Consider the following 14,288-nt stretch of genomic DNA (forward strand, 5'->3'; position numbering starts at 1 on the left):
GTGTCCCCCTCAAATGAAAAGAGCGCCCGCATGGGGCGCTCTTCGCTGTCTCGCTGCCGCCTTGCCTCAGGCCGCGCGGGCGAGGTTCCGCAGCACGTAGTGCAGGACGCCACCGTTTTCGATGTACTCGATTTCGACCGCGGTATCGATCCGGCATTTCAGCGTGATCGTCTTCTCGGACCCGTCGGCGAACTTGATCGTGCAGGGCACCTCGGCCAGCGGGCTGATCGTGTCGAGTCCGTGGATCGAGACCTCTTCCTCCCCCGTCAGGCCCAGCGACTTGCGCGTGTCGCCACCCGTGAATTCGAACGGAATCACGCCCATGCCGACGAGGTTCGACCTGTGGATCCGCTCGAAGCTTTCCGCGATCACGGCCTTCACGCCCAGAAGCGCGGTGCCCTTGGCCGCCCAGTCGCGCGAGGAGCCTGCGCCGTACTGTTCGCCACCGAAGATCACAAGCGGCACGCCCTTGTCCTCCCACGCCATCGCGGCATCGTAGATCGAGGTCTGCTCGCCATCGGGACCCTTGGTGTAGCCGCCTTCGACACCGTCCAGCATCTCGTTCTTGATGCGGATATTGGCGAAGGTGCCGCGCATCATGACCTCGTGGTTGCCACGGCGGGACCCGTACGAGTTGAACTCCCGCACCGGCACCTGGTGTTCGGTCAGGTATTTCCCGGCGGGCGTGGTTTCCTTGAAGGACCCGGCGGGCGAGATGTGGTCGGTCGTGATCATGTCGCCCAGAACCGCCAGCACATGCGCGCCGTCGATGTTCTCGATCTTCTTGGTCTCCATCGTCATCCCCTCGAAGTAGGGGGGATTGCGGACGTAGGTGGAGCTCGGCGGCCAGTCGTAGGTCTCACTGTCGGTGACCTCGACACCCTGCCACTTGTCGTCGCCCTTGAAGACGTCGGCGTACTTCTCCTGGAAGGCTTCGCGCGTGACGGTCTGCTGCACAAGATCCGCGACCTCTTTCGTGGTCGGCCAGATGTCCTTCAGGTAGACGTCGTTGCCGTCCTTGTCCTGGCCCAGCGGTTCCGTCGTGATGTCGACGTTCATGTCGCCGACCAGCGCATAGGCCACCACCAGCGGCGGCGAGGCGAGATAGTTCGCGCGCACGTCGGGGCTGATGCGGCCCTCGAAGTTGCGGTTGCCCGACAGCACCGACACGCCGATCAGGTCGTTGTCGTTGATGCACTGGGAAATCTCGGGCGCCAGCGGGCCGGAGTTGCCGATGCAGGTGGTGCAGCCGTAGCCCACCAGGTTGAACCCGATCGCGTCCAGGTCCTTCTGCAGGTCGGCCGCTTCCAGGTAGGCCGAAACCACCTGGGAGCCGGGGGCGAGCGAAGTCTTGACCCAGGGCTTGCGGTTCAGGCCAAGTGCGGCGGCCTTGCGCGCCACGAGGCCCGCGCCGATCATGACATAGGGGTTCGACGTGTTGGTGCACGAGGTGATCGAGGCGATCACGATCGAGCCGTCGTGCATCTGGTAATTGCCGTCGTCGGACTGGACATAGCCCTTCTTGTGATGGCCTTCGTTGCCGGGGATATCGCGCGGTTCGGGCTGGCCGCCTTCCCCTTCCCAGCGGCCCTCGGCGCGGTCCGAGGCGTCCTTGCCCTCGCGGATGCCCTTCACGTACTGGTGGAAGGCGGTCGCCGCGCCGTCGAGCGCGATGTAGTCCTGCGGGCGTTTCGGGCCCGAGATCGCCGGCACGATGGTGCCCATGTCGAGATGCAGCGTGTCGGTATAGACGGGCGCATAATCCGCGTCCCGCCAGAAGCCGTTTTCCTTCGCATAGGCTTCGACCAGCGCGATGCGGTCCTTGTCGCGGCCGGTCTGCGTCAGGTAGCGGATCGTCTCGTCGTCGATCGGGAAGAAGCCGCAGGTTGCGCCGTATTCGGGGGCCATGTTGGCGATGGTCGCGCGGTCCGCCAGCGGCAGGGTGTCGAGCCCTTCGCCGTAGAATTCCACGAACTTGCCCACCACGCCCTTCTCGCGCAGCATCTCGACGACCTTCAGCACCAGGTCGGTGCCGGTGGTGCCTTCCATCATCCGGCCGGTCAGCTCGAAGCCCACGACCTCGGGGATCAGCATGGAGATCGGCTGGCCCAGCATCGCGGCCTCGGCCTCGATCCCGCCGACGCCCCAGCCCAGGACGGCGGCGCCGTTGACCATGGTGGTGTGGCTGTCGGTGCCGACCAGCGTATCGGGATAGGCCACTTCGTCACCGTTCTGGTCGGTGTCGGTCCAGACGGTCTGGGCCAGGTATTCCAGGTTCACCTGGTGGCAGATGCCGGTGCCCGGCGGCACGACGCGGAAGTTGTTGAACGCTTTCTGGCCCCACTTGAGGAAGACATAGCGTTCCATGTTGCGTTCGTATTCGCGGTCGACGTTCATCTGGAACGCGCGCGGGTTGCCGAATTCGTCGATCATGACCGAATGGTCGATGACCAGGTCGACCGGGTTCAGCGGGTTGATCTTCTGCGCGTCGCCGCCGAGGGCCACGATCCCGTCACGCATCGCGGCCAGGTCGACCACGGCCGGAACGCCAGTGAAATCCTGCATCAGCACGCGGGCGGGACGATAGGCGATCTCGCGCGGGTTCTTGCCGCCCTTGGTTGCCCATTCGGCGAAGGCCTTGATGTCGTCGGTGCTGACGGTCTTGCCGTCTTCGAAACGGAGCATGTTTTCCAGCACCACCTTCAGTGCCGCCGGAAGCTTGGAGAAATCGCCGAGGCCTGCCGCGGTGGCGGCCGGGATGGAGTAATAGGCGACGGTCTGGCTGCCGACCGTCAATGTCTTGCGGGTCTGGCTGGTGTCCTGTCCAACGGTAATCGGCATGAATGCCTCCATGGGTGTGGATGGGGAAATGGCTCCCAGTCTCTGTGCCCGAAGGCCGGGCGGCGATCAATAGCTTTGGGGCAGGATCGGCCATTTTTTGTATACCATTGCACACAGTGGCGGCTCCTGGCCCGAGTGATGGGCGTATGTGGGGATTGGGGTCACGGTGTGATCACGCAACACAGGGCCGTGTCTCAACAAACATTGATTGGCGATTCGGACCGGCCCGGCGTACCACCGCCGTCACCGAAATCACGAAAGGCCCCACTCAATGCATGTTCGCCCGCTGCTTCGCTCCGCCTTTCTGTCCTGTGTTGCCCTTGGCTGGCTTGCAGGTCCGGGCCAGGCCGAAAGCGCAGCGGGGAAGGGGCCGGTGGTGGTCGAGCTTTATACCTCGCAGGGGTGTTCATCCTGCCCGAAGGCCGACCGTCTGTTGCAGACGATGACGGACCGGGCGGATGTGCTGCCTCTGGCGCTGCACGTGGATTACTGGGATTACCTCGGCTGGCGGGACGAATTCGGCGATCCGCGTTATTCGAAACGGCAGAAGGCCTATGCGCGTTTTGCCGGGCGCGACATGATCTACACGCCGCAGATGGTGGTGATGGGTGAGGAGGACGTGGTCGGCGCCCATGCGGACGAGCTGTCGCAGCTGATCCGCGCGCACCACGGCGCGGCAGCGGAGGCCGTGGTATCGGCGGTGCGGACCGGCGACGGGCTGACGGTCGACATCGCGCCGCTGGACGGGATGCGGGCCGGGGCCGGGTTCGACGTGCAATTCGTGGCCTACGAGCCCTTGCGCCAGGTTGCGATCCGCAGCGGCGAGAACGCCGGACAGGTGATCGACTACGTCAACATCGTGACAGAATGGCGCCGGATCGGCGAATGGGACGGCCGCGTGCCCTTGCGGATCGACGCCGAAGCCACCGGCGATCTGCCGGGGGCCGTGATCGTCCAGGCCCGCGGGCCGGGCCGGATCGTCGCCGCGACGCGGGTCGACTGATCGGCACGGAGTGAACGCCGCGCCGCCGGATCGCGCCGGCTGCGCCCGCCCGCCCAGCCCCCGGTCGGGGCCGGTCCGGCCCCTCCCTCGCGCAGCCGGCGCGATCCGGCTTTGACGTCAGGGTCTTTGCGGCATCGGAGGCGGACTGCCGTCGGGGCGTTTCCAGCGGCGGTGAATCCAGAACCACTGGTCCATGTTCGCGCGAACCATCGCCTCCAGATCGTCATTGATCGCCTGGGTCATCGTCACGGCATCCGAATGTGGGATCGGCGCGCGGACGTCGATGGTGAAACTCAGACCGTCCTCTGCCCGGATCGCGTAGGCGGGTATCAGCAGGGCGCCGTATTTCAGCGCCATTTCCGCCGTGGCCGTCGACGTGATGGCGGGCACGCCGAAGAAGCTCAGATCCTCGCCGCCCTGTACGAACAGATCGGTGACCACCGCGATTCTGCCGCCCGCCTTCAGGTGGCGGATCATCTCGGTCATGCCACGGCGGCCCTGTTCGAACATCGGGCTGCCGTTTGCGGCCAGCGCTTCCGCGTAAAATTCGTTGAAATAGGGATTGGCCATGCGCCGGTAGAGCGCGCCCATCGGGAAGCCCATGTCGCGCACGGCTACACGGGCGGCATCGTAGTTGCCCAGATGGCCCGTCACGAAGATGACAGGCTGGCCATTGGCCTTGGCCTCGACCATCGCTTGAAACCCGTCGCCGGACACCGGCGAATGCCTTGTGCGCTCGCGGAACGCGTCGCCGGCGAACAGTTCGGCCATGGATCGCGCGGCGTTGTCGGGGACGACGCGGACCAGGCGTTCGACCTCGGCCGCGGGCAGGTCGGGGCAGGTCAGGGCGAGGTTCTTGCGGATCCGGCGGCGGAACCCGGCGGGGCCTGCGAACACCCGCGAGACAAGCCAGCCTATCCCGGGAATGCGCCAGCGATACGGCACCAGCCGGGCAAGCCCCAGCGCGCCCCGAATTGCCAGGGCGGACAGGTAGTAGCCGGCGCGCTCGGCCGTGGACAATCGGGACGGATCAACAGGCATGGTGAGGTATTTGGCGTAAGGTCAACGGGCGTGGGTCTCGCGGTACCAGACATATGTCCCGGCCCCGGCGATCACAAGCGCGCCCGTGATCGTGTGGATTCCCGGCCATTCGGCATAGAAGACCATGCCCCAGAGCATCGAGAACATGACGCCGCAATAGGCGAAGGGGGCGAGCATCGCGGCCTCTCCGATGGTGAAGGCGCGGATCAGCAGCATCTGGCCGCAGGTGCCGAACAGGATGCACGCGCCCATCAGCAGGATCGCCGTCCGGTCCGGTGTCACCCAGAAGAAGGGAACGATGATGCTGAGGATCACGGTGCCGACAAGGCCGGTATAGAACAGCGAGGTCCACGGGCTTTCCGACGATCCGACATGGCGGGTCAGCAGCACGTAGGACGCATAGCAGACCGCCGCACAGAGCGCGAAGATGGACTCGGCCGTGATGATCCCGGCGCCCGGCCGGATCACGATCATGGTGCCGACCATCGCCACGGCAATGCCGCCGATCCGGCGGGGGCCCAGCTTTTCGCCAAGAAACAGCGCCGCGCCGAGCGTGACAAGGACGGGGTTGATCGACATCAGCGCCGCCGCGTCCGAGATCGGGATCAGGCTGAGCGCGGTGAAGAAGAAGGCCGTGGCCCCCATCAGAAGGACAGAGCGTGCGAACTGGAGGCCCGGCATCGTCGTCCGGGCGACCTGCCGCAACCGCGGCGCCACGAGCAGCACCACGAGAAGCATCTGCCCGGCATAGCGCACCCACAGCGCCGGGACGACGCCGGTGCGCGGGGCAAGGCCCTTCACGCTGGCGTCCATCAGCGAGAAGCACAGGATCGCGGCGATCATCAAAAGGATCGCGCGACCGCGCAGGGCGGTTTCGGCAGCGGTCATCGGGGGCTGGACGGGAGGCATGCCCGACCCGTAGGGGGCGGGCCGGGGAATGTCTATCGCGCACCGGCCGGCGCCGCGATTCTGCCGCGGCGTCACGTGATCATGGCGCCGCGACGATCACGGCCCGAAAGGCCGGTATCAGTCGTCCTCGTCATCCTGCGGGGTGATGAGCGTCATCGTCCCGGCGCGGGCCTGTTCGCGGATGGACAGGACAACGGCGGCCATCGCGGCTTCGCCTTCCTTCCGGCGGGGCGTGCCGATTTCCAGCAGTTCCTCGCGAATGTTGTCGGCCATGCGGGACGAGATATTGGACAGGATGAAATCGGCCGCGGGCTTGTTGTCTTCGTCCGTGGCGTAGGCGAGCGCCACGCGCAGCTGGGCCGGGTCGGCCGCGCGCAACACGGTGGCGACATCGCGCGGACGCACGCGGGCGGGGATATGGGCGAAGGTGAAGATCGACTTGCGGACGCTGGTGGCGAACAGTTCGTCCTGTTCGTCGAGCGAGACCAGCATGTCGTCGCGGGTGGATGCCGCGGCTTCGTTCAGGATTGCGCCCAGCCGTTCACCCGGCGCCTCGTTGAAGGCCATCATCGGGCGCATGTCGACCTGGGAGGCGAGGGCGAGCCCGATCCGGTCGACCGCTTCGGGTGTGACCTTGCTGGTCTGCGACACGGCATAGGCCACGCGCCGGGCCAGCGGCCCGGGCAGGCGGCTGAGCAGATCGGCGGCCTTGGGCGTGTCGAGCTTCGACAGGAGCACGGCCGCGACTTCGGTGCTTTCCTGTTCGATCAGGGGCTGCAATTCATCCGCCGAAAGGCTGCGCAGCCGCGCCCAGGGATCGCCCGCCTGCTTAACGCCGGCTTCCTTGCGAAGGCGTGCGGCGGTCAGCGGGCTGATCTTGCCTTCGAGCAGTTGCAGCGCCCCGGCCAGACCTTCGGGGAAGGTCAGCCCCACGCCTTCCAGCGCGCGGGTGAATTCGTTGACCACGTTAAGCAGTGTGCGCCGGTCCACCAGCCCCATCGCGCCCATCCGCTGCGCCAGGCGCGTTTGCAGATCGACGGGCAGTTCTTCCAGCGGAAGATCTTCTCCCGAACTGAGCAAAAGGCGCACCACGATCGCGGCCTTCGACGCCATGTCGAGTTCCGGTTCGGGTTCCGGCTGGGGCATGGGCCAGGCGGGCCCGTCGTCATAGTCCTGTTCGCCGCCGAATCCGTTCGGATCGTAATCGTCCAGCGGTTCAAGACCGGGGGCAAATCCCTGATCATCGCCGCCGCCCATGGGTGCGGGATCGAAGCCGCCGGGTTCCGGCAGCCCCGGCAAAGGCGCCATGGGAAGTTGGGGAAGCGAATCTTGCATGAGCGGTCCTGCGACTGGGTCGGATCAGAATCGACCTCAATCTACCCGCCACAGCGTTAAGGATCGCTGAAACCAAATGGCCCCGGCGCTATGAAAACCGCACCGGGGCCGGGATTCGAAGGCGTGACCGTCAGTAGCTGTAGGTCATGCCCGTCTGGATCGCGTCGCGCAGCGAAGCTTCGGCCCAGGTGCCTTCGCCGCCGCGCGCCTTGATCTCGCGCCATTGCACGATGGCATCGTCCACCCGGCCTTCGGTGACAAAGCCCTGACCCATGTAGGACCGTGCCAGGATGTTGTCGGGATTGGTCGCGATGGCCTTTTCGTAATAGGCGTTGGCAAGCTCGGTCTCGCCCATCTTGCGGTAGGTGAAGCCCCAGTATGTCAGCGTACGGTCGCTTTCCTCCATCACGCGCAGGACGTTCTGGGCCTCGTCATAGTGGCCGGCATAGGCCATCCGGCGAACCGCTTCGTAAAGCGTGTCCTGATCCAGCCCCTTGTAGCTGGGATCGACACATTTCTCGCTCGCCTTGTCCCAGACCTGGCCGTTGGCACAGGTCGGAGTGGTCCCTGAACTGGTGGGTGCGCTGCCGCTGCCGCTTCCGGCGGCAAAGGCCAGGCCCGGCAGGGCGACGATGACGAGAGGAAGAAGAAAACGCATGGTGTACCTCGATTGGCTATGGACCGTTGGGGAGAGTGTAGCGTGTTGTATCCCTTTGTCGCATCGCGAGGTCGTGAGGTTCAAAAAATTCTCCACGTGACCGAAATTTTTCGAAGCACGGTCTCGGGACGTGGCGCACAGGAAAACATCCGGGCACGGCCATCGGCCCGGATGACTGACGGTCCGATGCGTCGTTCAGCTTGTGGCGGTGCTTACGCAGGCTTGCTCTTCGGCATCCCACAGGGTGCCCGCTGCGCAGGACATGGCCTGGTGTTCCTTGCCGAAACAGGTGGCAAACGACACCGCCGGTGCGGCGATCAGGGCAAGCGCGGTCAGTGCGGTCTTCACAATCATCGTGGCCTCCGTTGCTTGGATGTGTCTAGCCTACCAGAGTTACCGGGAATCGCGAAATTCTTCCCCGTCACGCCCCGGCGGTGAAGCCGGAACGCGCGAATTCTCGCCCAAGGGTTGTGCGGATTGCAGGATCAGTCGCCGAAGACGCGGGCGAAGATCGTGTCGACATGCTTGGTATGATAGCCCAGATCGAACTTTTCCTCGATCTCGGCCGCGGGCAGGGCGGCGGTGACCTCCGGGTCGGCCAGAAGTTCCGTCTTGAAGTCGGCGCCCTGTTCCCAGACCTTCATCGCATTGCGCTGCACCAGCTTGTAGGCGTCTTCGCGGCTGACACCGGCCTGGGTCAGCGCCAGCAGCACGCGCTGCGACATGACAAGGCCCGACAGGCTGTTCATGTTGGCCAGCATGCGATCAGGATACACCACCAGCTTGTCGATCACGCCGGTCAGACGCGCCAGCGCGAAATCCAGCGTCACGGTCGCGTCCGGCCCGATGTTCCGTTCGACCGAGGAATGTGAGATATCGCGTTCATGCCAGAGCGCCACGTTCTCCATCGCCGGGATCACCATGGAGCGCACCATGCGCGACAGGCCGGTCAGGTTTTCCGTCAGCACCGGGTTGCGCTTGTGCGGCATGGCCGAAGAGCCCTTCTGGCCGGGAGAGAAGAATTCCTCGGCCTCCAGCACCTCGGTCCGCTGCATGTGGCGGATCTCGGTCGAGACGTTCTCGATCGACGAGGCGATCACGCCCAGCGTGGCGAAGAAGGCGGCGTGGCGGTCGCGAGGGATGACCTGGGTGGAGATCGGTTCGGGGACGAGGCCCAGCTTGTCGCAGACATGCTCTTCGATGCTGGGATCGATATTTGCGAAGGTGCCGACAGCGCCCGACAACGCGCCGGTTGCGATCTCGGACCGGGCGTCGCGCATGCGGGACAGGTTGCGGTCCATCTCGGCATAGAAGCGCGCGAAGGTCAGGCCCATCGTGGTGGGTTCGGCATGGATGCCGTGGGACCGGCCGATGCGGACGGTATCCTTGTGCTCGTAGGCGCGGCGTTTCAGGGCGGCCAGGAGCCCTTCCAGGTCGGCGATCAGGATGTCGGCGGCGCGGGTCAGCTGGACGTTGAAACAGGTGTCGAGCACGTCCGAAGACGTCATGCCCTGATGGACAAAGCGGGCTTCGTCAGCGCCCACGATCTCGGACAGGTGGGTCAGGAAGGCGATCACGTCATGCTTGGTGACGGCCTCGATCTCGTCGATGCGGGCGACGTCGAACTCCACGTCCTTGGCCTTCCAGACAGCCTCGGCATTCGCCTTCGGGATCACGCCGAGCTCTGCCATCGCATCGCAGGCATGGGCCTCGATCTCGAACCAGATGCGGAACTTGGTCTCTGGGCTCCAGATGGCGACCATGTCGGGACGGGAATAACGAGGGATCATGCGCCGGGGCTTTCCTGATTGTCGGAGAGATTGCGCGGTCATAGACTGAAAGACCCCGCGATCTCAAGAGAAGCCGGCGGGGTTGAGACGGTTTGCCCCCCGGCGCAGGGGGTGCGCAGAGGAGGCGTGATGGCACCGGTGACAGCGCGCGGGCGCGTTCTGGCGGATTTCGAAGGGGCTTGGGTACTGTCACGGCGGATGGTGCATGGTGATGGGACGCGGGCCACGTTCGAAGGGGTCGCGGACTGGGAGCGAGGGCCGGACGGCCTGAGGCTGACCGAACGCGGAGAGCTGCGGATCGACGACCGCCCCGGATTTCAGGGCGAGCGCACGTATCTGTGGGCGGAGGGGCTGGTCGTGTCCTTCGGCGACGGGCGGTATTTTCACACGGTGCCGCCGGAGGGGGGACGGGCCCGGCATTTCTGCACGCCGGACATGTACGTGGTGGACTACGACTTTTCGCAGTGGCCCGTGTTCACGACGGTCTGGCACGTGGAGGGACCGAGGAAGTCCTACCGGATGGACAGCACCTATACCAAGCTGTGACGGGAATGGCGTGCCGTGGGCTGAGGTGGCCCGCGCCGCTCGCCAGGGCCGGCCCACCCACCCGGCCCTCGCCGGATCCCTGCGGGATCCGGCAGCCGTCCCGGGCGCGCGGTGCTTGTGGCGTTAGTCCGGCTCCCACTCGCGGGTGACGACGCGTGCGCCGGCTTCCAGCGTCTTGTGGACGGGGCACTTGTCGGCGATCTCCATCAGCCTCGCGCGCTGATCGGCATCCAGATCGCCCTCCAGCCGGATGCGCCGGTCGAAATGGTCGATCTTCGTGCCCGGCGTCTCGCCATCGGCGTCCTGCGCGTGAGCCTTGTCGTGGCAGATGTCGACGCTGACATGGGTCAGCGGCCAGCCCTTGCGCCGCGCATACATTCGGATCGTCATCGAGGTGCAGGCACCCAGCCCCGCCGCCACCAACCCGTAGGGCGTGAGCCCCTTGTCGGTGCCGCCATAGGCCTCGGGCTCGTCCGCCGTGATGTGGTGATCGGGACCTGACTGGACATCCTGCAGGAAACCGCCCGGATCGGCCTCGGACACGCGGACCACGCCTTCGGGCGCGCCGGGCGGCGGGGCGGGGCGGTCCATCGGGACATAGCGCGACACCCAGGCTGCGATGATCTCGGCCGCGTATTCGGCGTCTTTCGCAGTGTCGATCAGGTGGGTCGCGTCATCCAGCGTGATGAAGCTTTTCGGATGCCGCGCCGCACCGAAGATCTCGGCCGCGTTCGATATGCCGACCGTGTCGTCCAGCGGCGCGTGCAGGACCAACAGCGCGGCGTCGAGATCCTTGATCGCGGGCGCAAGCGAAGCCGCGGAAATATCCTCGACAAAGCGCTGACCGATGGTGAAGGGGCGCCCGGCCAGCTGCACCTCGGCCGAGCCGTTCGCCTCGATCCTGGGCAGCGCATCGCGGAAACTCTGCGTGACATGGCCGGGATCAAAGGGCGCGCCGATGGTGACGACAGCCTGTGCCGACGCGATCCGCGCGCGTGCTTTCAGAACCGCCGCGCCGCCAAGCGAATGGCCGATCAGCAGCCCGGGCGCCATGCCGCGGCCCGCCAGGTAATCCGCCGCTGCCACCAGATCGCCCACGTTCGAGGTGAAGCTGGTATTGGCGAACTCGCCATCCGAATGGCCGAGCCCGGTGAAATCGAATCGGAGCACGGCGATCCCCATCGACGCCAGCCGCTGCGCAATGCGCCGCGCGGCGACGATGTCCTTCGAACAGGTGAAGCAATGCGCAAACAGTGCCGTGGCCAGATGCGGGCCGTCCGGCAGATCCAGCCTTGCGGCAAGATCGTCCCCCGCATGGCCGGGGAAAGTGACACGTTCGGTCGGCATTCTCGGATCTCCTCGTCTTTCCGGATACTTGGGGTGCTTTCGCGCAATGTCACGTGCCGGTGATGTCACCTTCGGGTGAAGACGGGGGCTGCGTGCCTCGCGCGCACCGCAACACATGCGCTTTACGGCGCGGCAGGGGTGACGCAGGATCAGCGGCGGGGAGGGCCAGACATGCGTGATGAAATGACCGAACCGATCCTGCAGGCGTCGACGCCCTATGACGTGGCCGACCAGAAGCCGCTTCCCGGTATCCGGCCCTTCGACATGGCCGACTGGCTGATCCGCGACGATGCCTTCGCCGCGCAGATGGCCCTGCGGGACCGGCTTCTGGCCGGGCGCCGGGAGGATGTCGTGCAACTCGACCAAGCCGCGCGGCCGGCTGCCGGCGAACTGCTGGAAACGGTCCTGCAGCACGCCTATCCTGATGCGTGCGATACGGTCGCGCGACCGGATGGCGTGACGGTCCCGATCGACCGCGACGATCCGCTGGGCACGGCCGGGCGGCTGATCCAGGAGGACCTCTGCCTGCTGGAAAAACGCGAAGGCGCGGCGGAACACGTGCTGACGGGCGCCGTCCTGTGCTTTCCCGCCAACTGGACGCTGCGCGAGAAATTCATGCGGCCGCTGATCTCGATCCACGTGCCGGTGCCCGAATACGGCGACATCGCCCGCAGGGTGCAGCGCCTCTTCGACGGGGTGCAGGTGGGCCGGCCGCTCTGGCGGTTCAACGCGCTCGACTATGCCGACCCGACGCTCCACGCACCGGAGCTTGAGAACCGGCCCCGCCCGGACAGAACGGTCCCGGGCCGCTATCTGCGATCCGAACGCCAATGCATCCTGCGCCTCCCCGAGACGCGGGCGGTGGTGTTTTCGATCCACACGTTCATGGTGGACAAGCAGACGGGCCACGCCGAACGCTGACAGGGCTGGCATCCGGTGAGCGCCGCCTCTCGCTCCCGGTGGGGGCGCTGCCCCCGTCCTCCTCTGCGAGGAGGCCTCCCCCGGAGTATTTGGCGAAGAGAAGAAAGGAGCAGATCCCTGTTTCTTCTTTCCCGAAATGCCTCCGGGTCGTATCGCGAGCGACCCTTTTCGGCGGGCGCGCCTCAGTGCGCGCTTCGCGCGGCGGCACCATCGATATCGAAGGAAAAGACCGCTTCCTGCCGGACGTGGAGCAGGCGCGCCAGAAGGTTCGTCGGGAAGCTCTCGATGGCGGCGTTCAGGCGCCGGACGCAGAGGTTGTAATACCGTCGTGCCAGCCGGATCCGCCTTGCCGTGTCATCCAGTTCATGCCGCACCGCGTTGAACCGTTCGGTGGTCCGCAGATCGGCCAGGTCTTCCGAAAGCGTCAGAGCGATGACCAGCGCGTCGCCAAGGCGGGCCTCGGCGCGGGCCTTTTCTGCCTGGCTGCCGGTCGATGACAGCGCCGCGTCGCGCGCGTGGACGACCCCGTCCAGTGCCGTCGGTCGGGCTGCCTCGCTGCCCTGCACGGCCTCGATCAGGCCGGGAACAAGATGGTGGCGACGCTTGATCTGGGCCGAGATGTCGGACCATGCCACGCCCACCTGCCGACGATACGTCACCAGCCGGCGGAACAGCCAGATCGTGTAGAGGGCCAGGACAACGAGTGCGGCGGTTGCGATCCACAGTCCCATGAGAGCTCTCCCCGTGCAGTCAGGCAAGCGGGCCGGGCGGCGCTGCGAAGGACACAATACCAGACATCGCAATCGGTGGCAAAGCGGGGTGCGGTCAGTCCGGGGGGCCGATCCAGAAATGCGGGTTGTGCGCGACCTCCCAGAAATGTCCTTCCGGGTCCTGGAAATAGCCCGAATAGCCGCCCCACGACGTGGGCGCGGGCCGTTTCGTCGCCGTGGCGCCGGCGGCCAGCGCCTCGGCGTAAAGCGCGTCGACCTCCCCGCGCGAGGCGAGGTTGTGGGCGAGCGTCACGCCGGGAAAGCCCGTGTCGCCTTTGTCCGCGTCATCGTCCACGGCTGCGTCCTGGGCCAGGGCCTTGCGGCCATAGAGCCCGAGCCACGTGCCTGTCAGGTCGAAGAAGGCGATATCGCCGGACGAGGGGAATTCCGGCAGGCCAAGCCCGTCGCGGTAGAAAACGCGCGCGCGCTCCAGATCGCTGACGCCAAGGGTGATCATGCTGATACGCGGTTTCATGGGGTCGCTTCCGCTGATGGTATCTTGACGCAGAGCTTACCCGGAACCTTTCGCGAACAACAGCCTGTTCCCTAGCGTCTGCCGCGAAATCGTATGGCGCGGCGCCCTGTTCCCGCACCTTGCGCCCGCTGCAGGGAAGCAGGCCGCGATGTCCCTGTGATCGACATTGCCCTGAGGTCCAGCGCATATTGGCCGCACGCCGACCGCACGTGGGAACGCCTGCACTTGGGGGAGAATGCCGTTGAAGTCCTTTGCAACCATGATTGCGGCGCTCCTGCTGCTGGCGTCCTGCGCGGGCAACCCGGGGCCCCAGAGGGGTGCGAGTGGCGGCCATCCGGTGGATGTCGGCGGCGGCAGCGCGCCGCGGATTGAACCGGCGTCGCGCACGGGACGGCGCGATGGGTCAGGTGGGTCGAGTGCCGTGTCTTCGGGCACGAACCAGACCGCGGGGCCCTGGTACCCGGGCAACCCGTCGTCGCGCGTGACGGTCAGCGGATCGGCCCGGATCGGTGTGGACTGGACCAGCGGCGGGGCGGATTGCGGGCCGTGCCCCACGCCAGGCCCGTGCGGTTGCGGGACCGACTAGTCTTCGGGTGACGCCCTCCCTGGGGCCGGCCGTTGCTTCACCGTTACTCCCATGTCACCCGATGAG

The 14,288-nt window shown here is 66.1% G+C and carries 13 protein-coding genes; 3 read left to right on the forward strand and 10 right to left on the reverse strand.

Going from position 1 to position 14,288, the window contains the following annotated elements; genetic code table 11:
* Positions 1 to 66: 66 nt before the first annotated feature.
* Positions 67 to 2,841, reverse strand: a complete 2,775-nt coding sequence (acnA, locus tag D4754_RS13135; RefSeq protein ID WP_121064278.1) for an aconitate hydratase AcnA — start codon at positions 2,839 to 2,841, stop codon at positions 67 to 69.
* A gap of 271 nt (positions 2,842 to 3,112) precedes the next feature.
* Here acnA and D4754_RS13140 point away from each other — a divergent pair, with 271 nt between their 5' ends.
* Positions 3,113 to 3,844: a DUF1223 domain-containing protein gene (locus D4754_RS13140; RefSeq protein ID WP_121064280.1), complete on the forward strand. Its 732-nt coding sequence runs from the start codon at positions 3,113 to 3,115 to the stop codon at positions 3,842 to 3,844.
* A 117-nt stretch (positions 3,845 to 3,961) separates the two neighbouring features.
* On the opposite strand, the gene D4754_RS13145 is transcribed toward D4754_RS13140, so the two are convergent.
* The 6 genes from D4754_RS13145 to purB all read right to left on the reverse strand — a co-directional run bounded on the left by D4754_RS13145 (position 3,962) and on the right by purB (position 9,577).
* On the reverse strand, positions 3,962 to 4,885 hold the full coding sequence (locus D4754_RS13145; protein ID WP_121064282.1) for a lysophospholipid acyltransferase family protein: 924 nt from the start codon (positions 4,883 to 4,885) through the stop codon (positions 3,962 to 3,964).
* Positions 4,886 to 4,906: 21 nt separating this feature from the next.
* Positions 4,907 to 5,773: a DMT family transporter gene (locus tag D4754_RS13150; RefSeq protein ID WP_121064284.1), complete on the reverse strand. Its 867-nt coding sequence runs from the start codon at positions 5,771 to 5,773 to the stop codon at positions 4,907 to 4,909.
* A 138-nt stretch (positions 5,774 to 5,911) separates the two neighbouring features.
* On the reverse strand, positions 5,912 to 7,129 hold the full coding sequence (locus D4754_RS13155) for a flagellar motor switch protein FliG (protein ID WP_240453879.1): 1,218 nt from the start codon (positions 7,127 to 7,129) through the stop codon (positions 5,912 to 5,914).
* A gap of 130 nt (positions 7,130 to 7,259) precedes the next feature.
* Entirely contained in the window at positions 7,260 to 7,787 is a 528-nt protein-coding gene (locus D4754_RS13160; protein WP_121064286.1) for a tetratricopeptide repeat protein, read from the reverse strand.
* A 195-nt stretch (positions 7,788 to 7,982) separates the two neighbouring features.
* The gene (locus D4754_RS13165; protein ID WP_121064288.1) at positions 7,983 to 8,141 is read right to left on the reverse strand and encodes a chitin-binding domain-containing protein; all 159 of its coding nucleotides are present in this window, start codon (positions 8,139 to 8,141) and stop codon (positions 7,983 to 7,985) included.
* Between the two features lie 131 nt (positions 8,142 to 8,272).
* Entirely contained in the window at positions 8,273 to 9,577 is a 1,305-nt protein-coding gene (gene purB / locus D4754_RS13170; protein WP_121064290.1) for an adenylosuccinate lyase, read from the reverse strand.
* A gap of 129 nt (positions 9,578 to 9,706) precedes the next feature.
* Here purB and D4754_RS13175 point away from each other — a divergent pair, with 129 nt between their 5' ends.
* Positions 9,707 to 10,123 (forward strand): DUF6314 family protein, encoded by a 417-nt coding sequence (locus D4754_RS13175; protein WP_121064292.1) that lies wholly within the window; start codon positions 9,707 to 9,709, stop codon positions 10,121 to 10,123.
* A gap of 123 nt (positions 10,124 to 10,246) precedes the next feature.
* Here D4754_RS13175 and D4754_RS13180 read toward each other — a convergent pair whose 3' ends face one another.
* Positions 10,247 to 11,470, reverse strand: coding sequence for a bifunctional alpha/beta hydrolase/OsmC family protein (locus D4754_RS13180; protein WP_121064294.1), 1,224 nt, complete (start codon positions 11,468 to 11,470; stop codon positions 10,247 to 10,249).
* A 171-nt stretch (positions 11,471 to 11,641) separates the two neighbouring features.
* Here D4754_RS13180 and D4754_RS13185 point away from each other — a divergent pair, with 171 nt between their 5' ends.
* A complete protein-coding gene (locus D4754_RS13185; protein ID WP_240453880.1) occupies positions 11,642 to 12,391 on the forward strand; it encodes a heme-dependent oxidative N-demethylase family protein in 750 nt (249 codons plus the stop codon).
* 182 nt (positions 12,392 to 12,573) lie between these two features.
* Here the strand turns inward: D4754_RS13185 and D4754_RS13190 are convergent, their stop codons facing one another.
* Together D4754_RS13190 and D4754_RS13195 are read right to left on the reverse strand one after the other, a co-directional pair.
* Positions 12,574 to 13,122 carry a LemA family protein gene (locus D4754_RS13190; RefSeq protein ID WP_121064296.1) on the reverse strand — a complete coding sequence of 183 codons (549 nt, stop codon included), beginning with the start codon at positions 13,120 to 13,122 and terminating at the stop codon, positions 12,574 to 12,576.
* A gap of 94 nt (positions 13,123 to 13,216) precedes the next feature.
* Positions 13,217 to 13,636: a VOC family protein gene (locus D4754_RS13195; RefSeq protein ID WP_121064298.1), complete on the reverse strand. Its 420-nt coding sequence runs from the start codon at positions 13,634 to 13,636 to the stop codon at positions 13,217 to 13,219.
* Between the last annotated feature and the right edge of the window lie 652 nt (positions 13,637 to 14,288).

Origin of the sequence: Chachezhania antarctica (genome assembly GCF_003646465.1) — a bacterium.
Classification (GTDB): domain Bacteria; phylum Pseudomonadota; class Alphaproteobacteria; order Rhodobacterales; family Rhodobacteraceae; genus Chachezhania; species Chachezhania antarctica.